Raw genomic sequence first — 22,654 nt, forward strand, 5'->3', positions numbered from 1 at the left:
CCGTCATTGGGTCACGTTAACACGGGCGAATTTGCGCTTGCCCACCTGGACGACGTAGGTTCCGACCCCCAATTGCAGGGCCTTGTCCTCCACACGGTTGCCATCCACCCGGACGCCGCCCTGCTCGACGTTGCGCTGCGCTTCCGAGCCGGAAGCGACCAGCCCAGCCTCGCGCAGCAGCTTCAGGATGCCCAGCGGCGCGCCGGCCACGTTCACCTCGGGAATGTCGTCCGGAATGGCGCCGTCGCGGAACCGCGCCTCGAAGCTGGCCAGCGCCTGCCCGGCCTCGCGGGCGCTGTGAAAGCGCGTGATGATCTCCTGCGCCAGCATGACCTTGGCGTCGCGCGGGTTGCGCCCGCCCTCGACCTCCTGGCGCAGGGCAGCGATCTCTTCCAGCGAACGGAAGGAAAGCAGCTCGAAGTAGCGCCACATCAGCGTGTCGGAGATCGACATCAGCTTGCCGAACATCGAGTCGGGCGACTCCGAAATGCCGATGTAGTTGCCCTTGGACTTGGACATCTTCTCGACGCCGTCGGTGCCGACCAGCAGCGGCATCGTCAGGATGCACTGGGGCTCCTGGCCGTACTCTTTCTGCAGTTCGCGCCCGACCAGCAGGTTGAACTTCTGATCCGTGCCCCCCAGCTCCAGATCGGCCTTCAACGCCACCGAGTCGTAACCCTGCATCAGCGGGTACAGGAATTCGTGCACCGAGATGGGCACCCCGCTCTTGAAACGCTTGGTGAAGTCCTCGCGCTCCATCATGCGGGCCACCGTATAGCGGGAAGCGAGCTGAATCATGCCGCGCGCGCCCAGCGGGTCGCACCATTCGGAGTTGTAGCGGATTTCGGTGCGCGACGGATCCAGCACCAGGCTGGCCTGCGCGTAGTAGGTCTGCGCGTTGGCCTCGATCTGCTCGCGGGTCAACGGCGGGCGCGTGCTGTTGCGGCCGCTCGGGTCGCCGATGGTGGAAGTGAAGTCGCCGATGAGGAAGATGACCGTGTGGCCCAGGTCCTGGAGCTGGCGCATCTTGTTCAGCACCACGGTGTGGCCCAGGTGGATGTCGGGCGCGGTGGGGTCGAGCCCCAGCTTGATCCGCAGCGGCGTGCCGGTGGCGCGGCTGCGGGCGAGCTTGCGGGCGAACTCGGATTCGACCAGCAGCTCGTCGCAGCCGCGCTTGACTATACGCAGATCGGCTTCGACTTCGGGGGTGATGGGGGCTTCGGAAGAGGACATGTCAGGGGCACCAGGGCGGCTTCGGCCGGCAAAAAGGTGTAAAAAGTAAGGAAAACAGTCGAAAATTCTAGCCGAATCGGCTAGGATACCGCCCTAATCATACGCAACTGGCGATATGCGCAGTTGCGTGCCGCTCTATCACCCGTTGTTCACAAGATGCGCTCCGCGCCGCCCTGCCCGACGCCATTCGCGGCTGCGGGGCCGTCCGCATTACGCACCCTGCGACTTCAAGCCACCTGAGAGAGTATCTACACGATGAATCGTGGCCTCCAAGACCTGGCCAGTAGCATCAAGCGTAGAGTTGCTGCCGTATTTGCGCCTGTCGAACCCAAGCCGCACCGCTCGGGCCTCTTCAGCCGCACGCTGATCGTCACCGCCCTGGGCCTGTTCGCCGGCGCCGCCGCGCTGGGCATGGTCCAGCAGCCCGACCGCAGCGAGATTCCCCCGTCCCGCCTCATCCGCAGCCCGCTGCCCCTCTCGGCCGAACAGGTCGAGGTCAGCGCGCCCAGCGCCGCGCCCTACATCAGCGAAACCCGCATCCGTCCCGGCGACACCCTGTCGGCGGTGCTCCAGCGCCTCGAGCTCGATTCGCCCCAGCTGCAGGGCTTCCTGACGCACGACGCCAGCGCCCGCAGCATCTATAAGCTGTATCCCGGCCGCGCCGTGCAGGCCGCCACCGACGCCGACGGCAACCTGGTCTGGCTGCGCTACATCCACACGCCGGGCAACGAGTCCGACGGCCAGGTCGTGACCCGCATGCTGCAGGTCGAGCCGGCCGGCGACGGCTACAAGGCCCGCGAGATCACCGAAGACACCGACCGCCAGACGCGCGTGGCCGTGGGCACCATCCGCTCCTCGCTCTTCGGCGCCACCGACGCGGCCGGCATCCCCGATTCGGTCACCATGCAGATGGCCGACATCCTCAGCGCCAAGATCGACTTCCTGCGCGACTTGCGCCAGGGCGACCAGTTCCGCGTGGTCTACGAAGTGCGCTCGCACGATGGCCGCTACGCCGGCGCCGGGCGCGTGCTGGCGCTCGAGTTCATCAACAACGGCAAGACCTACAACGCGGTCTGGTTCAGCGCCGACGGCAAGAACGGCTCCTATTACGACTTCGACGGCACCAGCCTGCGCGGCGCCTTCCTGCGCACCGCCCTGAAGTTCAGCCGCATCAGCTCCACCTTCGGCATGCGCATGCACCCCATCCACAAGACCTGGACGGGGCACAAGGGCGTGGACTACGCCGCGCCGGCGGGCACGCCCATCCACGCCACCGCCGACGGCACGGTCGAATTCGCCGGCTGGCAGAACGGCTACGGCAATGTGGTGATCCTCAAGCACTACGGCAAATACTCGACGGTGTACGCGCACCAGAGCCGCATCGCCGCGGGCCTGCGCAAGGGCGACAAGATCGCGCAAGGCCAGCTCATCGGTTACGTAGGCTCCACCGGCTGGGCCACCGGCCCGCACCTGCATTATGAGTTCCGCGTGGACAACCAGCCGGTCGATCCGCTGTCGGTCGACCTCCCCGTGGCCCGCGCCCTGGAGCCGGCCGAGCAGCGCGCCTTTGCCCAGGCGGTCGCGCCGTACAAGCAGCAGATCCAGTTGCTCACGGAATTCCAGCAGACCCTGCCCGAGGCGCTGACCAACGTCGCCAGCCGCTGAGGCCCGGCAACATGAACGGCAAGCCCGCCGCCAGCCAGCCTGCCCCCGCTTCCCGCGGCGGCAGGCTTTTTATCGGCCTGATGTCGGGCACCAGCGTGGACGGCGTGGACGGCGTGCTGGCGGCGCTGGCCGATGGCGCCCCGCCCCGGGCGCTGGCGCACGCCAGCCTGCCCATGCCCGAGGCGCTGCGGCATGAATTGCTGGCGCTGAACGAGCCCGGCGCGGACGAACTGGCGCGCGCCGCCCTGGCGTCCAACGCGCTGGCGCGGCTGTATGCGCGGGTGGCGGCGATGCTGCTGGAAACGGCGGGCGTACCCGCCGCGGACGTCGAGGCCATCGGCGCGCACGGGCAGACGGTGCGGCACCGGCCCGACAGCGGCTACACCCTGCAGCTCAACGCGCCGGCGCTGCTGGCCGAACTCACGGGCATCGACGTGGTGGCGGATTTCCGCAGCCGCGACGTGGCCGCGGGCGGCCAGGGCGCGCCGCTGGTGCCGCCCTTCCATGCCGCCGTGTTCGGCGCCGCGCAAGGCCGCGCCGTGCTCAACCTGGGCGGCATCGCCAACGTGACGCTCCTCGAGCCAGGCCGGCCCGCCCGCGGCTTCGACACCGGGCCGGCCAATGTCTTCCTGGACGCCTGGTGCCAGCGCCATCTGGGCCAGGCCTATGACAAGGACGGCCGCTGGGCGGCCTCCGGCATGGCGCTGGCGCCCCTGCTCGAGCACTTCATTTCCAGCGAACCCTGGTTCGCCCTGCCCGCGCCCAAGTCCACGGGGCGCGACCTTTTCAACATGCAGTGGCTGGACGAGCGGCTCGCGAGCTTCGACGGCCCCTCGCCCGCGCCCCAGGACGTGCAAGCCACGCTGCTGCGCCTGACGGCCCGCACGGTGGCCAACGCCATCGACGCGGCCGGCGCGCCGGTGCGCGAAGTCTACGTATGTGGCGGCGGGGCGCACAACCCTGCCCTGATGCGCGAACTGGCGTACTGCCTGCAGCGGCCCGTGCATCCCACGGACGCCCTGGGCGTGCCCGCCCAGCAGGTCGAGGCCATGGCATTCGCCTGGCTGGCACAAGCCTGCGTGGACCGCAAGCCGGCGGGCGACCCGGCCGTCACGGGCGCGCGCGGCGCGCGCGTGCTGGGCGCGCGGTATCCGCGCTGACCCCGCCCGGGCCCCGCGGCATTGCGCCGCGCCCAGCAAAAAGCCCTGCGTCGTGAAACGCAGGGCTCTTGTTGCGGACGCGGACGGCGGCGCGCTTTACACCGAGAACGACGAACCGCAACCGCAGGTCGTGGTGGCGTTGGGATTGCGGATCACGAACTGCGCGCCTTCGAGGTCTTCCTTGTAGTCGATCTCGGCGCCGACCAGGTACTGAAAGCTCATGGGATCGACCAGCAACTGCACGCCGTCCTTGTCGAGCACGGTATCGTCCTCGTTCACGACTTCGTCGAAGGTGAAACCGTACTGGAAACCGGAACAGCCGCCACCCTGCACGAACACGCGCAGCTTGAGCTCGGGGTTGCCTTCTTCGGCCAGCAGGTCCTTGACCTTGGCGGCTGCCGAGTCGGTAAAGATGAGGGGAGCAGGCGGCGCGGCCTGCAGGTCGACGGTTTCGGTCACTGCATTCATGTTTGGCTCCTGGCCGGTACGGCCAAATTCGGGGGAGCGGCGTCGCCGCTCGTATGGTTCCACTATAGCGCAGGCCCCGCCCGGACTCAAAGTTCGAGCTTGGCGCTGCGGGAAGCGCGCACGATGTCTCCTTCCAGCACGCTGACCGTGATGCTTTCGGGGACAAATCCCTCCGGCAGGGCCAGCACACCCTGACTGCGCTGATACTGATCGAACTGCAAGGGCATGAGGCCCGGGCCGGGCTGGCCCGCTCCCGCGGCTTCCACAGTCTGGGCGGAGCCGGCTTCGGCCGTCGCGGTTTCGCCCTTGACCTGCATGGGCTGGAGATCGACCGTGACGGTTTCTCCATGGAGCACGCCCGTGGCCTGGAAGCGCAGGGAGCCCGAGAACGGTGCGCCGGGACGCCCGCTGCGCATCAGCAGCACACGGTAGCGCAGTCCGCCGCCGGCGCGTTCGACCTCCATGCCCCGGATATCGACCGCGCCCTCCGGCCCGGGCGGCAGCAGCTGCTCATAAAAAGCGAGCTGGTCGCGCACGCGCCCGACCTCGGCTTCGCTGGCGCGCAACTGGGTTTCGAGTTCCTGCCGCGCCGCCCGTTCGATGACGAGCTCGCCATCGGCCTTGTCCAGCTGGCCGCGCGTGTAGCGCAGGGCCGCCGCTTGCTGGCGCACGGCCTCCTGCTGGGCCGCCCACTGCGAGGCGTCGAGCACGACGGCGTCCTTGGGCTTGTAGCGCTTCTGGGCATAGAAGTAGCCCCCCGCCGCGCCCAGCGCCAGCCCCAGGCACAGGCCCGCAATGAGGCGCAACGCCCCGCCTGGGCGGGGGCGGGGCGAGGCGGGCTGGTCTTCGGGCATGGAAACCTGGCTGGCGGGCGGCGCCGACCGAGCGGAGCGCTCAGGGCAGGATGGCAACCTGGTCCAGGCCCGTGGTTTCGGCCAGGCCGAACATGAGGTTCATGTTCTGCACGGCCTGCCCCGCCGCGCCCTTCACGAGGTTGTCCTGGACCACCATGACGATGAGCTGGTCGCCGCCGCCGGGCCGCGCAAGCGCGATGCGCAGGTTGTTCGAGGCGCGCACCGAACGCGTTTCGGGCAGGCTGCCGGCCGGCATCACGTCCACGAAAGCCTCGTCGGCGTAGCGCTGCTCGTACAGGGCCTGGAAGTCCGTGTCGCGGGCCTCGGGCAGGATGCGGGCGTACAGCGTGGAATACATGCCGCGAATCATGGGCACCAGGTGCGGCACGAAGGTCAGGCCCACCTTGCCGCCCGCAATCTTTTCGAGCTGGGCCACGATTTCCGGATGGTGGCGATGGCCCGCCACGCCGTAGGCCTTGAAATTGTCGGACGCTTCGGAGAAGAGCGAGCCCACTTCGGCCTTGCGGCCGGCGCCCGACACGCCCGACTTGCAGTCGGCGATGAGAGTCTGCGTATCGACCAGCTTCTTGCCGCCCTCGAGCAGCGGAGCCAGGCCCAGCAGCACGGTGGTGGGATAACAGCCCGGGTTGCCGATGACGCGGGCCTTGGAGATGGCCTCGCGGTTCAGTTCGACCAGCCCGTACTGCGATTCGGCCAGAATGTCGGGGCAGGTATGGGGGATCTTGTACCAGCGTTCGAATGTGGGCACGTCCTGCAGGCGGAAGTCGGCCGCCAGGTCGATGACGCGCGTGCCCGCCGCGATGAGCTCCTGGGCCTGCGCCATGGCCACGCCGTGCGGCGTGGCGAAGAACACCACGTCGCAATCCGTCAGGGTGGCTTTCTCGGGAGCCGAGAAAGCCAGCTTCACGCGGCCGCGCAGGTTCGGATACATGTCCGCCACCGGCAGGCCGTCTTCCTTGCGGGAGGTGATGGCGGTGAGTTCCACGTTGGGGTGCTGCGAGAGCAGGCGCAGCAGCTCGACGCCGGTATATCCGGTGCCGCCGACGATGCCGACCTTGATACGGGTATTCGATGCGTGTGCCATGATGAGGGGAGCTCTTCGTAGGACGAAGCTAGATTGTATCGCCCGGTCCCGGGCGCCGGGCAGGAAACAAAAAGGCCGCTTTCGCGGCCTTTTTGCAGCACATTAGCGCTTGCTGAACTGCTTGCGGCGACGCGCCTTGCGGAAGCCGACCTTCTTGCGTTCGACTTCGCGGGCATCGCGGGTGACGAAGCCGGCTTGCGACAGCGCGGACTTCAGGTTGGCGTCGTAGTCGATCAGGGCGCGCGTGATGCCGTGACGGACCGCGCCGGCCTGGCCGGTTTCACCGCCGCCGTGCACGTTGACCTTGATGTCGAACGATTCGAGATGGCCGGTGAGCTCCAGCGGCTGGCGCACGACCATGCGGCCGGTTTCGCGGGCGAAGAATTCGTCGACGGGCTTGCCGTTGACGATGATCTTGCCCGTGCCCTTCTTGATGAAAACGCGGGCCACCGAGGTTTTGCGACGGCCGGTTCCGTAGTTCCAGTTACCGATCATGGCGTTTCCTTAGATATCCAGCGTCTTGGGCTGCTGGGCGGCGTGCGGGTGCTCGGCACCGGCGTACACCTTGAGTTTCTTGATCATCGCGTAGCCCAGAGGACCCTTGGGCAGCATGCCCTTGACAGCCTTCTGAATGGCGCGGCCGGGAAAACGCTCCTGCATTTTCTCGAAGTTCGTTTCGCGGATACCGCCCGGGTAGGTGGTGTGGCGGAAGTACTTCTTGTCCTTCGCCTTGGTACCGGTAACGACGATGTCGGCAGCGTTGATGATGACGATGTAATCGCCCGTGTCAACGTGCGGCGTGAATTCGGGTTTGTGCTTGCCACGCAGACGGCGTGCGACTTCGCTGGCCACACGACCGAGGACCTTGCCCTTGGCGTCGATCACAAACCAGTCACGTTGGACTTCATGCGGCTTGGCCACAAAGGTCTTCATGATGGTTCCTAGATAAAGAAGATTTTCCCTGGCCGGACAGCCCGGCCAGCGGTTTCTTTCCCCGATTCGCCTTTGCCTGGGAAATCGTGCGCGGCATCGAACGACATCGCGCGGCATTCCGGAAAAAGGGTATCGATCGGCCGATCGCCTAAGCGTTGTTATTACCCGCCCGTGCTACGGCCAGAATGAGGGAAAGCCCACAATTCTAGCACAACTGCTCAAATTTTGGGCAAGCCCCCCCAGGGGCGCCCCCCCGGGGGGGCTTGCCGGCTCATGCGCCCAGGTACGCTTCCAGCACCCGGGGGTGGCCGAGCAGCTCCCGGCCGGTGCCTTGCAGCGCCATGGCGCCGTTTTCGAGCACGTAGCCGTGCTGGGCAATCTTCAGCGCCTGGCGCACGTTCTGCTCCACCAGGAACAGGGTCAGGCCATCGGCATTGATGGCGCGCAGCGAGCGGAAGATTTCCTGCACCACGATGGGCGCCAGGCCCATGGAAGGCTCGTCGAGCAGCAGCAGGCGCGGCTTGGCCATGAGGGCCCGGCCGATGGCCAGCATCTGCTGCTCGCCGCCCGACAGGTTGCCCGCCATGCCCCCTATGCGTTCCTTCAGGCGCGGGAACAGGTTGAACACGTATTCCAGGTCGGCGCTCACGTTGCCCAGCCCGCGGCGGTAGGCGCCCAGCTCCAGGTTCTCCTGCACCGTCATGGTGGTGAGGATGGCGCGGCCTTCCGGCACCTGCACGATGCCGCGCGCCACGAGCTGGTGGGGCGGCAGGTTGGTGATGTCTTCGCCTTCGAAGAGAATGCGTCCGCGCGCCTTGGGCAGCAGGCCCGACAGGGCCAGCAGCGTGGTCGACTTGCCCGCGCCGTTGGCGCCCACCAGGGCGGTGATCTCCCCGGCGTTCAGGTCCAGGTCTATGCCGCGCACGGCTTCGATGTGGCCATAGTTGACTTCGAGGCCACGGACTTCCAGCATGGCGCTCATGGCCGAGCCTCCGCTTGTTCGGGTTCGTCGTCGTCCTCGCGGCCCAGGTAGGCTTCGATGACCTGTTCGTTGTTGCGGATCTCCTCGGGGCCGCCGCAGGCGATGATCTTGCCGAAGTTCAGCACCGCGATACGCTCGCACAGCCCCATGACGAAGCGCATGTCGTGCTCGATCATGAGGATGGTGTAGCCGCGGTCGCGGATGGCGAGAATCTCGCGCATGAGCTCCGTGCGCTCGCCGGTGTTCATGCCGGCCACGGGCTCGTCCAGCAGAAGCAGCCGGGGCTCGGTGGCCAGCGCGCGCGCCAGCTCGAGGCGGCGCTGCTCGCCGTACGAGAGGTTGTCGGCCAAGTCGTTGGCCTTGTGGTCGAGCCGCATCCAGGTGAGCAGCTCGTGGGCGCGGTCGCGCGCGCGGCGCTCGTGCTCGCGGAAGGCCGGCAGGCCGAGCAGCAGGCCCGGAAAGCCGTAGTTCATGTGCCGGTAGGCGCCCACCACCACGTTCTCCAGCAGCGTCATCTCCTTGAAGAGGCGGATGTTCTGGAACGTGCGGGCGATGCCCAGCCGGGTGATCTGGTGCGGCCGCTTGCGCAGCAGGCTTTCGCCGTTGAACGTGATCTCGCCGCCGCTGGGCGGCAGCAGGCCGGTGATCAGGTTGAACACCGTGGTCTTGCCCGCGCCGTTGGGGCCGATGAGGCCGAAAATGGCGCCTTCCGGCACCGACAGGTTCACGTCGTGCAGCACGTGCAGGCCGCCGAAGCGCTTGGAAACGGAGGTCAGCTCAAGCATGGCGCTTGCCTCCCTGACGCATCCAGCGCTTGAAACGCGCCGGATCCCAGATGCCTTGCGGCAGGAACAACACGATCACGACCAGGATCACTCCGTTGATGACCAGGCGGAAATCCGCGAAGCCGCGCAGGACTTCGGGCAGCACGGTAATGATGAAGCTGCCGATCACGGGCCCCGCCAGGCCGCCGATGCCGCCCAGGATGGCCATGGTCAGGATTTCGACGCCGCGGTCGAAGCCATATTCGTTGGGGCCGATGAAGAAGGTGAGGTGCGCGTTGAGCGCGCCCGCCAGCCCGGCGATCGCCGCGCCGGCCACGAAGGCCAGCATCTTGTTGGCGCGCACGTCGATGCCCATCAGGCCGGCGGCCGTCTCGTCGCCGCGAATGGCGTCAAAGGCGCGGCCCACCTTGGAAACGCGCACGCGCCACAGCACGAACAGCACGATTGCCACCGCCAGCACCACGTGCCACCACTGGGTGATCTGCGGAATGCCATTGAGGCCCAGCGCGCCGCCGGTGAGGGACTCGGTGTTGAGGATGGTGACGCGCACGACCTCGCCGAAGCCCAGGGTGGCCATGGCCAGGTAGACGCCCGACAGCCGCAGGGTGGGCAGGCCGATGAGCAGCGCCACCAGCGCGGGAGCCGCCATGCCGCCGGCCAGCGCCACGGAGAACGGCATTTCGTAATTCATGGTGAGAAGCGCCGCCGTGTAGGCGCCGATTCCCATGAAGGCCGCGTTGGCCATGGCCAGCATGCCGCAGGCCAGCGTCAGCCAGATGGAAAGGGCCAGGAGGGCGTTGGTGCCCAGGGTGAGCACCAGGTTGCCGTAGATGGCCCAGAAGTTTTCGAATCCGCTCATCGGTTATGCCTTGCGTTGAACCACTTTGCCGAACAGCCCCTGCGGACGCACCAGCAGGATCAGGAACAGCAGCCCGAATGCAACCGCGTCGCGCATGGTGGAGCCGATGTACGCCACCGACAGCACCTCGGCAAAGCCCAGGAACAGGCCGCCCAGCATGGCGCCGCGGATGTCGCCCATGCCGCCCAGGATGATGACGGCGATGCCCTTGTGCAGCATGGGCTGCCCCATGAGCGGGAAGAGCGCGTTGGAATACAGGCCGATGAGCACGCCGGCCACGCCGCCCAGGGCGGCGGCGGCGAAGGAAGTAGTGACGAAGAGCCGCTCGACGTTGATGCCCAGCAGCCAGGCTGCCTTGGGCGATTCGGCGATGGCGCGCAGCGCGCGGCCGAACTGGGTGCGGCGCATGACGAACATGAGCACGGCCATGAGGGCGAAGGACAGGAAGATGATGCCCAGCTCGATGACGGTGAGGTGCAGGCCCGCGACTTCGATGATCTCTTCCGGCACGGTGCCGTGCGGAAAACGCAGGTTGGCCGCGCCGAAGATCCCCTGCGCGGCGTTGTTCAGGATGATGCCCACGCCGATGGTGGCGATCATGGGAATCAGGTGCGGCGCGTTGCGCTTGCGCAGCGGTTTGAGCACCAGGTAGTCGATGACGACGCCCGCCAGGCCGGCCACGAAGAAGGCCGCGACCAGCGCGCCCCACAGGGGCAGGCCGAGCTGGGTCACCACGACCAGGGCCGCGTAGGCGCCGACCATGAATACCGCGCCGTGCGCCAGGTTGATCACCCCGAGCACGCCGAAGACCAGCGTGAAGCCCAGCGCGAAGAGGGCGTATACGCAGCCCAGCGACAAGGCATTGACGAATTGTTGTTCCAACATGATGGGACGTTCCAAATCTGACTGAAGAATCGCCACGCAGCGCCCCCGCGCGCTCGCCGCCCTCCCCGCGAAGGGCATGGCTGTTGTTCTCGGACGGCCCCTGGGGCGAAAGGCGCTCCGCGCGGCGCGGGAGCGCCCTCAAGCGTCAGGGGCGGCCCTGCCGCAAAAACGCCTTGCGGCCGTCATGGGGCCGCAAGGCGGTGCCGCGCGGGACGCGGACGGCTTACTTCTCGATGACGTACTTGCCGTCCTTGGTGACGCTGACGATCGGGGCCTGGTCGGCGTCGTAGCCGGCCGGCTTGCCGGCGCGGTCCTTGGCCTGGCGGAACTTGAACGGGCCGGTGGCGCCGGTCCACTGCACCGAGGGCAGCGCGTCGCGCAGGGCGGCGCGGTCCTTGGCCAGGGCGCCGGTGAGCTTGGTGTTCTTCAGCGCCTGGGCCACGATGTGCATGGCGTCGTAGGACTGCGCCGAGAACTGGTCGGGCGCGGCGCCGAACTTGGCCTTGTAGGCGTCGATGAACTTCACGTTCTCGGGCGACTTGTTCTCGATGGACCACGGGCTGCCGATCCAGAGGTTGTTCGACGCGCCGCCGGGGGCCAGGTCGAAGATCTTGACCGAGTTCATGCCGTTGCCGCCGATGACGGGCACGTTGATGCCGAGCTGGCGGGCCTGCACCATGATGGGCGCGCCTTCGGCCAGCAGCGCCGAGAGCACGATGGCGTCGGGGTTGGTGCCCTTGATCTTGGTGAGCTGGGCCTTGAAGTCCACGTCGCCCTTGGCGAAGGTTTCGGTGGTGGTGACCGGGATCTTCTGGTCTTCCAGGGCCTTCTTGAAGTTGTCGTAGCCGCTCTTGGTGAAGACGTCGTCATTGCCGTAGAGCACGGCGACGTTCTTCAGGCCGGTCTTGGCCTTGACGGTGGCGATGGTGGCCGGCAGCACATCGGCTTCGGTGACCGAGTTGCGGAACACGTAGTTGCCGATGGAGGTGATGCCGTCGGCGGTGTTGGAGGTGCCGAAGACCACGGTCTTGGCGGCCTGGGCGATGGGGTCGGCGGCCTGGGCCGAGTTCGACAGCGTGGGGCCGAACACCATCAGCACGTTGTCCTTGAAGATCAGCTTCTTGAAGACGTTGATGGCTTCTTCTTTCTTGCCCTGCTCGTCTTCGATCACCAGCACGATCTTGTTGCCGTTGATGCCGCCCGCGGCGTTGATTTCATCGGCGGCCAGCTGGAAGCCGTTGCGGATCGACGCGCCGTATTGCGCGGCGCCGCCGGACAGGGCCTCGGCCACGCCGAGCTTGATGTCGGCCGCGTGGGCAGCCGGGACGACGCCGGCGGCGATCAGCGCGGCCAGCAGCTTCTTGGTCTTCGATTGCATGGTTGATACCACCCTAAAGTCTGTCTCGGAATATTGGAATCCAGGCGGGCATGCCGCCGGATTTGACGTCGGATGGCGCCTAAAGCCGCCACGTTCGCGCGTCAAGACCCGGGATATTACTCCTTTGTATCAGGCCGAAACTCGAATGCCATTCAACAAAAGGCATGAAACCGCCCATTTTTTTGTAAAAAAACGGGGTCTATCCGCAAAAACCCCGACTTCTCGCCGAATGCCATTCGGCATCCGGCCCCTCCTCAGCCGCGGCCGGACAGCGCCACGCCCAGATACTGCTCGTAAGCCCCCTGGGTGAGACGCAGCCAGGGCATGGCGGCGTCGCGAAAACCCATGTAATTGTCGTGAATCGCCTTGAACCCCGGCTGCTTCGCGGCCATTTCCTGATAGGCCGCCTGGGCCGCGTCGAACGCGGCGTCCAGGACGGAGCGCGGATAGGTGCGCACCAGGGCGCCGCCAGCCGACAGGCCGGCCAGCGCCTGGGGATTGCGGGCCGCGTACCGCGTCGTGGTGGCCGCGTGCGCCGCCCGGGCGGCCGATTCCACCACCGACTGATAGTTCTTGGGCAGCTTGCTCCAGGCATCTTCGTTGATATAGAGCGACATCTGCTCGCCGGGCGCCCACCAGGCCGGCGCGTAGTAATACTTGGCTACGTTGTTCAGGCCGCGCAGGCCGTCGTCGTAGGGCCCGGCCCCGGCCACCGCCTGCAGGCCCTCTTTTTCGGCCGCCTGGGCCAGCTCGTCGTCCGGCGTCTGCACGGGCGCCGCGCCCAGGCGCTTCCAGATGTCGGCGGCCAGGCCGCCGGCCCGGATCTTGAGGTCCTTGAGGTCGGATTCGCGCCGGATTTCCTTGCGGAACCAGCCGCCCATCTGCGGGCCCGTGTTTCCGAGCGGGAAATTGACGATCTTCAGCGGCTTGAACAGCTCGCGCGTCAGGCGCAGGCCGTCGCCCTCGTACATCCAGGCGTCCATCTGGGCCGCGTCCAGGCCGAAGGGCGCGGCGGCGTCGAACAGGAACGCGGGATTCGCGCCGTAGAGCGCGAGCGAGGAGCCATGGCCGCAATCGGCCTTGCGCGCGGCGACTGCCTCCACCAGCCCGGAGGCCGGGGCGAGCTCGCCCTCGGGATAATGGCGGATGCCGAACTTGCCGCCAGTGGCCTCGGAAACGTATTTGCAGAAAAGCTCGCCGGCGCCGAAGCGCAGGTCCAGCTTCTGGGGAAAGCCCGAGGCCATGCGCCAGTTGAGCGAGGGCATGTCCTGCGCCAGCGCGGGCGCGCCCAGCGCGGCGCCGGCCGCCGCCGCGCCGACTCCCGCCTGCTTCAAGAATGAACGTCGTTGCATGTCGATGCTCCTGCGCCGCCGGGATGCGGCGCCGGCGTATCCGCCGGATATTACACGTTGCGTCTTGCCCGATCGCTACAGGAATTCCCGGGCGACGGCGGCATCAGGCCCCGGCGACCGCCATCTGCTCGATCAGGATGGAACCCGTGGTCTTGGTGCCGCGCGAGATGGCGTCCGCGCCCACCGCCACGATCTGCTTGAACATTTCCGCCAGGTTGCCGGCGATGGTGACTTCCTGCACCGCGTGCTGGATCACGCCATTCTCGACCCAGTAGCCGAAAGCGCCGCGGGAGTAATCGCCCGTCACGTAGTTGACGCCCTGGCCGATGAGCTCGGTGACCAGGAAACCGGTGCCCATCTTGCGCAGCATGGCCTCGAAATCGTCACCGGGCCTGGTGAGCGTGGAAGAGAACGTCAGGTTGTGCGAGCCGCCGGCATTGCCCGTGGTGGCCATGCCCAGCTTGCGCGCGGTGTACGAAGACAGGAAATAGCCCTGCAGCACGCCGTCGGCCACCACGTGGCGCTTGCGCGTGCGCACGCCTTCGTCGTCGAAGGGCGAGCTGCCCATGGCGCCGCGGATGTGCGGGTCTTCGGTAAGGTTGATGTGGCCCGGGAAGATGGGCTTGCCCAGCGCGTCGAGCAGGAAGCTGGCCTTGCGGTAGAGCGCCCCGCCGTTGGCGGCCTGGGTCAGCGCGCCCACCAGGCCCAGGGCCAGCGGCGCCTCGAAGAGCACGGGAAACTTGCCCGTGCGGATGCGGCGCGCCGACAGGCGCGAGAGCGTGCGTTCGGCGGCATAGCGGCCCACCGCCTCGGGCGAGGCCAGGCGGGTGGGATCGCGCTCGGAGGTGTACCAGTAGTCGCGCTGCATGTTGTCGCCGCGGCCCGCGATGGGCGCCACCGACAGGCTGTGCCGCGAATAGGGGTAGCCGCCCAGGAAGCCGCGCGTGTTGCCCATGACGAACTGGCCTTCGTAGGTGTTCACGGTGGCGCCGTCGGTGTTGGTGATGCGCGCGTCCACCTCGCGCGCCGCCCGTTCGGCGCGCAGGCCCAGCTCGATGGCTTCCTCGGTGGAAATGTTCCAGGCGTGGTGCAGATCCAGGTCGGGGAACTCGGTGGCGAGCTGGTCGGCGTCGGGCAGGCCGGCGGCCGGATCGGCGGCGGTGTGGCGGGCGATGTGCCAGGCCGCCTCGACCGTCTGGCGCAGCGCGGCCTCGGAGAAATCGGAGGTGGAGGCCGAGCCGCGGCTCTGGCCGGCGTAGACCGTCAGGTCCAGTGCGCGGTCGCGCGTCTGCTCGACCGTCTCGACGTCGTTCTTGCGCACCGAGACAGACAACCCCAGGCTTTCCGAGACCTCCGCGGCGGCGTCGGAGGCGCCGATCCGGCGCGCGTATTCGAGGGTTTGCTGCACGAGCTCGGAAAAGCGCGCGTGATTGGCCGCCAGCGGCAGGGAAGAGGAGGTTTTAACCATTGCTGTCCAGTTTGCAGAGACGGTTATCATAGTCAAGTCTGTCATTGCGCAGTTTTCCATGAATTCCCACACCGAAGAAGAACCCGCCGGCGACGGCTACGACGAGAACGGCTACGACCGCCCGAGCAAGTCGCAGATCAAGCGCGAGATGCACGCCCTGCTCGACCTGGGCAAGCAGCTCGTGGAACTTTCGCCCGAGCGGCTGAAGCAGTTGCCGCTGCAAGAGCGCCTGTACGAGGCCATCCGGCTCGCCCAGCGCACCACCAGCCGCGAAGGACGCCGGCGCCAGATCCATTTCGTGGGCAAGCTGATGCGGGAGGCTCCCGCCGACGAGATCCGCGCCCAGCTCGACGTCTGGGCCCGGGGCTCGCGCGAGGAAACCGCCGCCATGCACCGGCTGGAAACCCTGCGCGACCGCCTGCTGTCCGACGACGACGCGCTCACCCGCCTGCTTGCCGACCACCCCGAGGCCGACGCCCAGCACTTGCGCTCGGTGATCCGCGCCGCGCGCAAGGAGCAGGCGGCCAACGCCGCGCTGCTGCCCGGCCAGGAGCCGCAGAAAAAGCATTACCGCGCCCTCTTCCAGGCCCTGAAAGCCCTCGAATCCTGATTCCCATGACCGCTCCCGCCGACCTGCTCGACTGCATCGAGATCGAAACCGCGCCCAATCCCACGCACGCCGTCATCTGGCTGCACGGCCTGGGCGCCGACGGCAACGATTTCGTGCCCATCGTGCCCGAACTGCGGCTGCCGGCCGGGGCGGCGGTGCGCTTCGTGTTTCCGAACGCTCCCGTGCAGCCCGTGACGATCAACAACGGCATGGCGATGCGGTCCTGGTATGACATCCTCGTCATGGACCTGGTGCGGGTCGAGGACGGCCAGGGCATCCGGCGCTCGGAGGCCGAGGTCCGCAAACTGATCGCCCGGGAAAACGCGCGCGGCATCCGCACCTCGCGCATCGTGCTGGCCGGCTTCTCGCAGGGCTGCGCCATGACGCTGCACACCGGCCTGCGGCTGCCCGAGCAACTGGCGGGCATGATCGGGCTGTCGGGCTACCTGCCCCTGATCGACACGGCCGAGGCCGAACGCCATGCCGCCAACGCGGGCACCCCCATCTTCCTCGCCCACGGCCTGTACGACCCGGTGGTGCCCCTGGCGCGCGCCAAGGCCACGCTGGCCGAACTGCAGCGCCTGGGCTGCGACGTGAGCTGGCACACCTACCCCATGCCCCATTCGGTGTGCGCCGAGGAAGTGGCCGACATCTCGGCCTTCCTGGGACGCGTGCTGGGCTGAGCCCCGCCGATTCACGCGGACGCGCGGATGCGCGGGTTCCGTGCCGCCCGCGGCGGCGCGGCCAGGCGCGCTCGGGCCTTTTTCGCATTTTGGTATACCAACTGGTATTCCAGCCTCGCATTCTCCTTGCTCGGCTTCTTGATTTCCATAGAGAAAAACGCCTATGGGAAATTGCTTGTCGCCGGTTTGTATTGAATATAGTATTCGATCCATGCTGTAACGCCCCGGGATGCCAGGGCCTGTTGTTGTAGTCGATTGCCCCTTTGGCCAATATGCGCCGGGTTTCGGCGCTCGCTCATCCACAGGAGAAAATCCCGTGAAGCCCCTGTCTCGCCTGGCCGCCCTGGCGGCCGTCGCCCTCGTGGCCGTATCCGGCGCCAGCCGCGCCGAAGCCCTCAATCCTCCCGTGAAGGTGCGCTACGAAGAGGTCGTGCGCTCCATCCTGTACGTTCCCAAGTACGTCGCGCTGTCGCAAGGCTATTTCAAGGACGCCGGCCTGGACGTGTCCATGAAGACCTCGCAGGGCACCGACAAGGGCATGACCGCCCTGCTGTCGGGCAGCGCCGACATCGTGCTCATCGGGCCCGAGGCCTCCATCTACGTGCAGAACAGCGAATCGCCGGTCAAACCCAAGATCTTCGCCGGGCTCACCGCCACCGACGGCTTTTTCCTGCTGTCGCGCAAGCCGGTGGAGAAATTCGACTGGAGCATGCTCAAGGGCAAGGAGATCATCGGCTTTCGGCCCGGGTCCAACCCCATCGTCTTCCTGGAAACCGCGCTGCGCAAGCATGGCGTGGACCCGCAGAAAGACGTAAAGCTGCTGAACAACATCGGCATACCGGCGCGCGCCGGCGCGTGGATGGCGGGACAGGGCGAGTACGGCATTTTCCTGGAGCCCGAGGCCGGCGAACTGGTGCGCAACGGCAAGGGCTACATCGTGGCATCCATCGGCCACGAAGTGGGCCCGGTGGACTACACCGTGTTCACCGCGACCGACAAGTACATCCGCGACAACCCCAAGGTCATCCAGGCCTGGACGGATGCGGTGGCCCGCGCCGAGAAGTACGTGAGCGACACGCCGGCCGACAAGCTGGCGCCGCAGATCATGAGCTTTTTCCCGGGCATGGACGAGAAGGCCGTCGCCGAGGCCATCGAACGCTACAAGAAATACCAGATCTGGAAATCCACGCCGCTCGTGACGGCGCAGGCCATCAACCAGCTGCAGGACATGCTGGTGGCCAGCTCCGTCATGAAGGACAGCGCCCGCGTGAAATACGAGGACGTGGTGGTGCCCGATTTCGCCCGGAAGGTGCAATGATGGGGGCCGCCGTCCACAGCCTCAAGCCGGCGGCCGCGCCGGCCAAGGTCGAGCTGCGCGAGGTCTGTCTGAGCTACTTCACGCCGGAAGGCGAAACCGAGGCGCTTTCCAATGTGTCGTTCTCCCTGGCGCCGGGCGAATTCGTCAGCCTCATCGGGCAGAGCGGCTGCGGCAAGAGCACGCTGCTGTCGCTGATCGCCGGGCTGATCCCGCCCACCTCGGGCGCGGTCATGATCGACGGCCAGCCCGTCGTCAAGCCGAATCCGCGCATCGGCTACATGCTGCAGCAGGATTACCTGTTCGAATGGCGCACCATCCTGGACAACGTCATGCTGGGCGCGGAGATCCAGGGCCGGCGCGATGCGCGCAGCGAGGCGCGCGCCGTGCACCTGCTGGAGAAATGCGGGCTGGGCGCGTTCCTGTCGCACACGCCGCGCCAGCTCTCCGGCGGCATGCGCCAGCGCGCCGCGCTGGCGCGCACGCTGGTCACCGAGCCCGACGTGATCCTGCTGGACGAGCCTTTTTCCGCGCTGGACTCGCAAACCCGGCTGGCGATTTCCGACGAAGTGGTGGACATCCTGCGCCGCGAAGGCAAGACGGTGGTGCTGGTGACCCACGACATCGGCGAGGCCATCGCCATGACCGACCGCGTCATCGTGCTGTCGCGCCGTCCGGGCCGGCTCAAGAGCCAGTACCGCATCCATTACGAAGGGGCGGCCCGCCCCACGCCGTTCCAGGCCCGTTCCCGCCCGGAGTTCAACACCTATTTCACGCAGCTCTGGGACGAGCTGGACGTACACGTGGAGGGCTGAGCCATGAATACCGCCGCCAACACCGTGCCGCTGCGCCCCGTGCGCGCGCCCAGCGAGAAGTACCTGGCCTACCTGCGGCGCGACCGCGCGCGCCGGCGCAACATCCGGATCGCCCAGGCGCTGCTGCTGGTGCTGTTTCTGTGCGCATGGGAAATCCTGCCGCGCATGCACGTCCTCAATCCGCTGCTCACCAGCTATCCGAGCGCGCTGTGGCCGACCTTCGTCGAGTTGTGGAAGAACGGCAACCTGGCGCATCACATCGCCACCACCGTGTCGGCCACGGTGGTCGGGTTCTGTCTCAGCATGGCCATCGGCATCGTGGTGGCCGCCGCGCTGTGGTGGTCCGATTTTCTCTACAAGGTGCTCGACCCGTTCCTGGTCGTGGCCAACGCCATGCCCAAGATCGCCTTCGTGCCCATCTTCTACCTCTGGCTGGGCTCGGACTACGCGGTGTACGGCATGGCCGTGGCCATCGCCGTGTTCGTCACCATCATGGTGGTGTACGCCGGTTTTCGCGGCATAGACCTGAACAAGGTGAAGCTCGCCCACACCTTCGGCGCCAGCCGCTGGCAGGTGCTGACCAAGGTGGTGCTGCCCGGCAGCGTGCCCACGCTGATCGCGGCCGTGAAGATGAACATCGGACTCGCGCTCGTGGGCGTGATCGTGGGCGAGTTCCAGTCGGCCGATTCGGGGCTGGGCTTCCTCATCATGAACGGCAGCCAGGTCTTCAAGCTCAACATCGTCATGACGGCCATCGCCGTGCTGGCGCTGATCTCCAGCCTGATGTACCTGGCCATCTATCGCATCGAGGCCGCGGTGGCGCGGCGCTACGGATAAGGAGCGGCCATGGAATTCCCCCAATGGGTGCAGGACCGCGTGATCGCGCGCCAGGGCCGCCTGCATCCCTACGATGACCTGCCCGGCCCGCGCACGGCCGTGGTGGTGGTGGACATGCAGCGCTACTTCACGCTGCCCGGCTACCAGGGCGAATGCGCGAGCGCCCGCGCCATCGTCGAGCCGATCAACCGCCTGTGCGCGGCCGTGCGCGATGCCGGCGGCACCGTGGTCTGGGTGCAGACCGCCTCGGACAACGCGGACGCGTTCTGGTCGCATCACCACGGCGTGATGCTGACGCCCGAGCGCAGCCGCAGGCGGCTGGAAACGCTGCGCCGCGACTCCCCGGGGTTCGGGCTGCACGACGACCTGCGCACGGAAGACGGCGACCTGCGCGTGGTCAAGCGCTTCTACAGCGCCATGGCGCCCGGCTCCTCGGAGCTGGAGCCGCTGCTGCGCGGCCGGGGCGTGGACACGCTGCTGATCGCCGGCACGGTAACCAACGTCTGCTGCGAGTCCACCGCGCGCGACGCCATGATGCGCGATTTCCGCACCATCATGATCGACGACGCGCTGGCCGCCGTGACGCAGGCCGAGCATGAGCATGCCCTGTACGGCTGGATGCTGTTCTTCGGCGACGTGCTGTCGGTGGACGAGGCCGCGGCGCGGCTGCGCCCGGCCCGGCCGCAGCGCCGCACGGCTTAGGGCGCGTCAGCCTCGGGCCACGCCTCCCCCGATTCCGCGGCCCGCCTCAGGCCAGGTTCAGCCAGACCCGCCGCATGGTCGGGTCTTCGGGGTCCGGGTCGTTGGTGAAGCCCAGGCGCGTCATGAGCGAGAGCATGGGCCGGTTGGAGGACAGCACCAGGCCGTCGATGTACTCCAGGCCCTGCTCGCGCGCGGCGTCGATCAGCGCCGTCATGAGCTGGCGGCCCAGGCCGCGCCGCTGCCAGTCGTCGCCGATGACCAGGGCGTACTCGGCGCCCCGGCCGTCCGGGTTGCGCAGATAGTGGGCAAAGCCCACCAGCACCTCGTGCGGGTGGCCCCGGTTGGCCGGATTGGGCATCTGCGTGGCCGCCACCAGCGCCAGTTCGCGGTGGTAGTCCACCTGCGTGTAGCGCGACAGCATGCGCGGCGTCAGCTCGCGCATCATGGACACGAAGCGCATGTAGCGCGAACGCTCCGACAGGTTGCGGATGAAAGCCTGCAGCGGCTCCGCGTCTTCGGGCCGGATCGGGCGCAGCACCCAGGGCATGCCGTCGGCGAAGCGGCGCACCTGCACCAGCCGCGCCGGATACGGATGGATGGCCATGTGCGGGTAGCCCGAGGTCTGCGGCGACTCGCAGCCCGGCGTGTCGGTGAGCACGAGCCGCAGCCCGCCCGCGCGCAGGTGGGCCTCGCCCGCATAGAGCGGATCGATGTCCAGGGACTCGATGTCGGGCATTTCCGAAACCATTTCCGACACCAGCACCAGCGCCTGCTGCAAGGCTTCCGCCGCGAGGTGCCCGATGCGCGGCGCCAGCACGCGGCGCCACAGCCGGCTGCGCTCCACGAGCTGGCGCGCCAGGAAGCCGTTGAGCGGCGGCAGGTCGATGCCGCGGTCGGCCGGCGACAGTTCGGCGTCGGGGCCGCCCGCGCCGAAGCGGATCACCGGGCCGAACTGCGGGTCGCGCCGCACGCGGATCGCCATGGGGCGCGACTCCGGCTCGCCCGGCGTAACCGACGCGGGCAGCTCGGACAGCGGCACGTTGAACAGCCCGAGCAGCCGACGGATCTCGCCGTGGTTGAGCTCGCGCCGGCCCTCGGCGCGCACGGCGGCCAGCATGTCGCGCGCGGCGGACAGGTCCGGCACGTGGGTGGGCGGCTCGGGCGGCTGGGTCTGCAGCAGCAGCTGCTGGTTGTAATAGTGCGTGGCCAGCACGCCGAAGGCGTCGGCGGCGGACTCGGGCGTGCGAAAGGCCGGCGTGCCGGCGTCGTCCAGCATGCGGCGCAGCGGCCGCATGCCCGCGTCTCCCATGAAGCAGGTGACCACCGGCTTGCGGGCCTTGGGCGCGATCTGCGCCAGCTCGCTGGCCACCGCGTGCATGTCGGCCAGGGCATCGGGCGCCAACAGCACCAACACCCCGTCCACCCCCGAATCGTCCAGCACCGCGTCCAGGATGACGCGGATGCGCTCGGGCGTGAGCGGGGTATAGGTGATGACGGGGTTGGCCACGGCGGCGTCCGGCTCCAGCATGGCGGCCAGGGCGCGCTGCGTGGCCGGCGCCAGCCCGGCCTTGAGCACGGCGGCGTCCGGGCCGATGAGATCCAGCGCCAGTTGCGGCGGCCCGCTGCCGTTGGAGATCAGCGCCACGCGCCTGCCCTTGGGCCGGCGCGCATAGCCCAGCACCTTGACCGCCGAAAAGAGCTGCACGAAGTAGCGCACGCGCACCGCGCCCGCGCGGCGCAGCACGGCGTCCAGCACCGCGTCGCCCATGTCGGCGCCGGAGCGCCCGGCCTTGAGCACGATGACGGGCTTGACGCTGGCCGCCGCGCGCAGCGCGCTCATGAACTCGCGCGCCGGCCCCACGTCTTCGAGGTAGAGCACGATGCTGTCGGTGCGGGGATCGCTCGCCAGGTAGTCCAGCACCTGCGCCAGGCCCACCACGGCCTCGTCGCCCAGCGACACCGCGGTGGAAAAACCGATGTGCACGTCCTCGGCCCAGTCCATGACGGCGGCCATGATGGAACGCGACTGCGCCAGCAACGCCACCCGGCCCGAACGGGCCAGCACCGGGTGCTGGCTGAGGTTGAGCCCGGCATGCGGACGCTGCGCGCCGAACGAGCGCGGGCCCAGCAGTTCGCAGCGGTTTTCCTCGGCCCAGGCGCGGCACAGCGCCAGCGTGCCGCGCGGGTAGGGATCGGGAATCTCGTGCGGCAGCAGGATGACCGCGCGCGGAGCCACGGGCGCCAGCCTGCGCAGCGTCTCGGGCAGCACGGCCGGGGAAACGCAGACCAGGGCCAGGTCCGGACGTTCGCCCGCGCCCAGGCCCGACAGCGAACCGGGCAGCTCGGGCGCCGCCCCCACCTCGCAGCGGACCACGGTGGTCCGGGCCTGCAGCGACGGCGAGAGCGAGCTTTCGGCCGGCAGCGGCCGGTCGGCGACGATCACCAGCGAACGGGGTTCGAACAGGGGAGCGAGTGCGTGTCGCAGCATGGAAATGGCGGGCGCCGGGCCCTAATCTAAAATACCCCCCATCGTAACAAGACAACCCCGCCGTGGGCTTGCCTCGG

General features: G+C 67.8%; 23 protein-coding genes. 8 read left to right on the forward strand and 15 right to left on the reverse strand.

The window, feature by feature from the left end; genetic code table 11:
- Window positions 1-3: 3 nt before the first annotated feature.
- Window positions 4-1,233 carry a tyrosine--tRNA ligase gene (tyrS, locus tag NGJ44_RS10930; RefSeq protein WP_053245858.1) on the reverse strand — a complete coding sequence of 410 codons (1,230 nt, stop codon included), beginning with the start codon at window positions 1,231-1,233 and terminating at the stop codon, window positions 4-6.
- A 255-nt stretch (window positions 1,234-1,488) separates the two neighbouring features.
- Here tyrS and NGJ44_RS10935 point away from each other — a divergent pair, with 255 nt between their 5' ends.
- Together NGJ44_RS10935 and NGJ44_RS10940 are read left to right on the forward strand one after the other, a co-directional pair.
- Window positions 1,489-2,898, forward strand: coding sequence for a M23 family metallopeptidase (locus tag NGJ44_RS10935; protein WP_053245857.1), 1,410 nt, complete (start codon window positions 1,489-1,491; stop codon window positions 2,896-2,898).
- An 11-nt stretch (window positions 2,899-2,909) separates the two neighbouring features.
- The gene (locus NGJ44_RS10940; protein ID WP_251863907.1) at window positions 2,910-4,058 is read left to right on the forward strand and encodes an anhydro-N-acetylmuramic acid kinase; all 1,149 of its coding nucleotides are present in this window, start codon (window positions 2,910-2,912) and stop codon (window positions 4,056-4,058) included.
- Window positions 4,059-4,154: 96 nt separating this feature from the next.
- On the opposite strand, the gene erpA is transcribed toward NGJ44_RS10940, so the two are convergent.
- The 12 genes from erpA to pmbA all read right to left on the reverse strand — a co-directional run bounded on the left by erpA (window position 4,155) and on the right by pmbA (window position 15,127).
- Window positions 4,155-4,526, reverse strand: coding sequence for an iron-sulfur cluster insertion protein ErpA (gene erpA / locus NGJ44_RS10945; RefSeq protein WP_053244905.1), 372 nt, complete (start codon window positions 4,524-4,526; stop codon window positions 4,155-4,157).
- An 86-nt stretch (window positions 4,527-4,612) separates the two neighbouring features.
- On the reverse strand, window positions 4,613-5,380 hold the full coding sequence (locus NGJ44_RS10950) for a DUF6776 family protein (protein WP_251863908.1): 768 nt from the start codon (window positions 5,378-5,380) through the stop codon (window positions 4,613-4,615).
- Between the two features lie 40 nt (window positions 5,381-5,420).
- Complete coding sequence (gene argC, locus NGJ44_RS10955; RefSeq protein WP_053244907.1) at window positions 5,421-6,485, reverse strand: N-acetyl-gamma-glutamyl-phosphate reductase; 1,065 nt, start codon at window positions 6,483-6,485, stop codon at window positions 5,421-5,423.
- A gap of 102 nt (window positions 6,486-6,587) precedes the next feature.
- Window positions 6,588-6,980: a 30S ribosomal protein S9 gene (gene rpsI, locus NGJ44_RS10960; RefSeq protein ID WP_053244908.1), complete on the reverse strand. Its 393-nt coding sequence runs from the start codon at window positions 6,978-6,980 to the stop codon at window positions 6,588-6,590.
- Between the two features lie 9 nt (window positions 6,981-6,989).
- Window positions 6,990-7,418 carry a 50S ribosomal protein L13 gene (rplM, locus tag NGJ44_RS10965; protein ID WP_053244909.1) on the reverse strand — a complete coding sequence of 143 codons (429 nt, stop codon included), beginning with the start codon at window positions 7,416-7,418 and terminating at the stop codon, window positions 6,990-6,992.
- A gap of 271 nt (window positions 7,419-7,689) precedes the next feature.
- A complete protein-coding gene (locus tag NGJ44_RS10970; protein WP_053244910.1) occupies window positions 7,690-8,400 on the reverse strand; it encodes an ABC transporter ATP-binding protein in 711 nt (236 codons plus the stop codon).
- The gene (locus tag NGJ44_RS10975) at window positions 8,397-9,185 is read right to left on the reverse strand and encodes an ABC transporter ATP-binding protein (protein WP_053244911.1); all 789 of its coding nucleotides are present in this window, start codon (window positions 9,183-9,185) and stop codon (window positions 8,397-8,399) included. The genes NGJ44_RS10970 and NGJ44_RS10975 overlap by 4 nt, the downstream gene beginning before the upstream one ends.
- Window positions 9,178-10,044, reverse strand: a complete 867-nt coding sequence (locus tag NGJ44_RS10980) for a branched-chain amino acid ABC transporter permease (protein WP_053244912.1) — start codon at window positions 10,042-10,044, stop codon at window positions 9,178-9,180. The genes NGJ44_RS10975 and NGJ44_RS10980 overlap by 8 nt, the downstream gene beginning before the upstream one ends.
- A 3-nt stretch (window positions 10,045-10,047) precedes the next feature.
- Window positions 10,048-10,929 carry a branched-chain amino acid ABC transporter permease gene (locus tag NGJ44_RS10985; RefSeq protein ID WP_251863909.1) on the reverse strand — a complete coding sequence of 294 codons (882 nt, stop codon included), beginning with the start codon at window positions 10,927-10,929 and terminating at the stop codon, window positions 10,048-10,050.
- Between the two features lie 223 nt (window positions 10,930-11,152).
- Complete coding sequence (locus NGJ44_RS10990; protein ID WP_053244913.1) at window positions 11,153-12,307, reverse strand: ABC transporter substrate-binding protein; 1,155 nt, start codon at window positions 12,305-12,307, stop codon at window positions 11,153-11,155.
- Window positions 12,308-12,561: 254 nt separating this feature from the next.
- Entirely contained in the window at window positions 12,562-13,659 is a 1,098-nt protein-coding gene (locus NGJ44_RS10995) for a TRAP transporter substrate-binding protein (protein WP_251863910.1), read from the reverse strand.
- A 103-nt stretch (window positions 13,660-13,762) separates the two neighbouring features.
- On the reverse strand, window positions 13,763-15,127 hold the full coding sequence (gene pmbA, locus NGJ44_RS11000; RefSeq protein ID WP_251863911.1) for a metalloprotease PmbA: 1,365 nt from the start codon (window positions 15,125-15,127) through the stop codon (window positions 13,763-13,765).
- 58 nt (window positions 15,128-15,185) lie between these two features.
- Here pmbA and yjgA point away from each other — a divergent pair, with 58 nt between their 5' ends.
- Both yjgA and NGJ44_RS11010 read left to right on the forward strand, forming a co-directional pair.
- Window positions 15,186-15,737 (forward strand): ribosome biogenesis factor YjgA, encoded by a 552-nt coding sequence (gene yjgA, locus NGJ44_RS11005; RefSeq protein ID WP_251863912.1) that lies wholly within the window; start codon window positions 15,186-15,188, stop codon window positions 15,735-15,737.
- 5 nt (window positions 15,738-15,742) lie between these two features.
- On the forward strand, window positions 15,743-16,420 hold the full coding sequence (locus NGJ44_RS11010) for an alpha/beta hydrolase (protein ID WP_053244916.1): 678 nt from the start codon (window positions 15,743-15,745) through the stop codon (window positions 16,418-16,420).
- An 11-nt stretch (window positions 16,421-16,431) separates the two neighbouring features.
- Here the strand turns inward: NGJ44_RS11010 and NGJ44_RS11015 are convergent, their stop codons facing one another.
- A complete protein-coding gene (locus NGJ44_RS11015) occupies window positions 16,432-16,569 on the reverse strand; it encodes a hypothetical protein (protein WP_251863913.1) in 138 nt (45 codons plus the stop codon).
- 167 nt (window positions 16,570-16,736) lie between these two features.
- Between NGJ44_RS11015 and NGJ44_RS11020 the strand changes: the two genes are divergently transcribed.
- Genes NGJ44_RS11020 through NGJ44_RS11035 form a run of 4 tightly spaced genes read left to right on the forward strand, consistent with a single transcriptional unit; the run spans window position 16,737 to window position 20,089 of the window.
- Window positions 16,737-17,738, forward strand: coding sequence for an ABC transporter substrate-binding protein (locus tag NGJ44_RS11020; protein ID WP_251863914.1), 1,002 nt, complete (start codon window positions 16,737-16,739; stop codon window positions 17,736-17,738).
- Window positions 17,738-18,550 carry an ABC transporter ATP-binding protein gene (locus tag NGJ44_RS11025; RefSeq protein WP_251863942.1) on the forward strand — a complete coding sequence of 271 codons (813 nt, stop codon included), beginning with the start codon at window positions 17,738-17,740 and terminating at the stop codon, window positions 18,548-18,550. Before NGJ44_RS11020 ends, NGJ44_RS11025 begins: the two co-directional genes overlap by 1 nt.
- A 3-nt stretch (window positions 18,551-18,553) precedes the next feature.
- A complete protein-coding gene (locus NGJ44_RS11030) occupies window positions 18,554-19,387 on the forward strand; it encodes an ABC transporter permease (RefSeq protein ID WP_053244918.1) in 834 nt (277 codons plus the stop codon).
- A 9-nt stretch (window positions 19,388-19,396) separates the two neighbouring features.
- On the forward strand, window positions 19,397-20,089 hold the full coding sequence (locus NGJ44_RS11035) for a cysteine hydrolase family protein (RefSeq protein ID WP_251863915.1): 693 nt from the start codon (window positions 19,397-19,399) through the stop codon (window positions 20,087-20,089).
- 46 nt (window positions 20,090-20,135) lie between these two features.
- Here NGJ44_RS11035 and NGJ44_RS11040 read toward each other — a convergent pair whose 3' ends face one another.
- Entirely contained in the window at window positions 20,136-22,577 is a 2,442-nt protein-coding gene (locus NGJ44_RS11040) for a bifunctional acetate--CoA ligase family protein/GNAT family N-acetyltransferase (protein ID WP_251863916.1), read from the reverse strand.
- Window positions 22,578-22,654 lie beyond the last annotated feature (77 nt).

Source organism: Achromobacter sp. Marseille-Q4962 (genome assembly GCF_943737005.1).
Taxonomy (GTDB): domain Bacteria; phylum Pseudomonadota; class Gammaproteobacteria; order Burkholderiales; family Burkholderiaceae_B; genus Achromobacter.

Coding starts and splice junctions, on each gene's coding strand:
- NGJ44_RS10935 (WP_053245857.1), top strand. CDS start 1,489: ATGAATCGTGGCCTCCAAGACCTGGCCAGTAGCATCAAGCGTAGAGTT.
- tyrS (WP_053245858.1), bottom strand. CDS start 1,233: ATGTCCTCTTCCGAAGCCCCCATCACCCCCGAAGTCGAAGCCGATCTG.
- rplM (WP_053244909.1), bottom strand. CDS start 7,418: ATGAAGACCTTTGTGGCCAAGCCGCATGAAGTCCAACGTGACTGGTTT.
- rpsI (WP_053244908.1), bottom strand. CDS start 6,980: ATGATCGGTAACTGGAACTACGGAACCGGCCGTCGCAAAACCTCGGTG.
- NGJ44_RS11030 (WP_053244918.1), top strand. CDS start 18,554: ATGAATACCGCCGCCAACACCGTGCCGCTGCGCCCCGTGCGCGCGCCC.
- NGJ44_RS10995 (WP_251863910.1), bottom strand. CDS start 13,659: ATGCAACGACGTTCATTCTTGAAGCAGGCGGGAGTCGGCGCGGCGGCG.
- NGJ44_RS10970 (WP_053244910.1), bottom strand. CDS start 8,400: ATGAGCGCCATGCTGGAAGTCCGTGGCCTCGAAGTCAACTATGGCCAC.
- NGJ44_RS11035 (WP_251863915.1), top strand. CDS start 19,397: ATGGAATTCCCCCAATGGGTGCAGGACCGCGTGATCGCGCGCCAGGGC.
- NGJ44_RS11015 (WP_251863913.1), bottom strand. CDS start 16,569: ATGGAAATCAAGAAGCCGAGCAAGGAGAATGCGAGGCTGGAATACCAG.
- NGJ44_RS10940 (WP_251863907.1), top strand. CDS start 2,910: ATGAACGGCAAGCCCGCCGCCAGCCAGCCTGCCCCCGCTTCCCGCGGC.
- NGJ44_RS11040 (WP_251863916.1), bottom strand. CDS start 22,577: ATGCTGCGACACGCACTCGCTCCCCTGTTCGAACCCCGTTCGCTGGTG.
- NGJ44_RS11010 (WP_053244916.1), top strand. CDS start 15,743: ATGACCGCTCCCGCCGACCTGCTCGACTGCATCGAGATCGAAACCGCG.
- argC (WP_053244907.1), bottom strand. CDS start 6,485: ATGGCACACGCATCGAATACCCGTATCAAGGTCGGCATCGTCGGCGGC.
- NGJ44_RS10975 (WP_053244911.1), bottom strand. CDS start 9,185: ATGCTTGAGCTGACCTCCGTTTCCAAGCGCTTCGGCGGCCTGCACGTG.
- NGJ44_RS11025 (WP_251863942.1), top strand. CDS start 17,738: ATGGGGGCCGCCGTCCACAGCCTCAAGCCGGCGGCCGCGCCGGCCAAG.
- yjgA (WP_251863912.1), top strand. CDS start 15,186: ATGAATTCCCACACCGAAGAAGAACCCGCCGGCGACGGCTACGACGAG.
- NGJ44_RS10980 (WP_053244912.1), bottom strand. CDS start 10,044: ATGAGCGGATTCGAAAACTTCTGGGCCATCTACGGCAACCTGGTGCTC.
- pmbA (WP_251863911.1), bottom strand. CDS start 15,127: ATGGTTAAAACCTCCTCTTCCCTGCCGCTGGCGGCCAATCACGCGCGC.
- NGJ44_RS10990 (WP_053244913.1), bottom strand. CDS start 12,307: ATGCAATCGAAGACCAAGAAGCTGCTGGCCGCGCTGATCGCCGCCGGC.
- erpA (WP_053244905.1), bottom strand. CDS start 4,526: ATGAATGCAGTGACCGAAACCGTCGACCTGCAGGCCGCGCCGCCTGCT.
- NGJ44_RS10950 (WP_251863908.1), bottom strand. CDS start 5,380: ATGCCCGAAGACCAGCCCGCCTCGCCCCGCCCCCGCCCAGGCGGGGCG.
- NGJ44_RS10985 (WP_251863909.1), bottom strand. CDS start 10,929: ATGTTGGAACAACAATTCGTCAATGCCTTGTCGCTGGGCTGCGTATAC.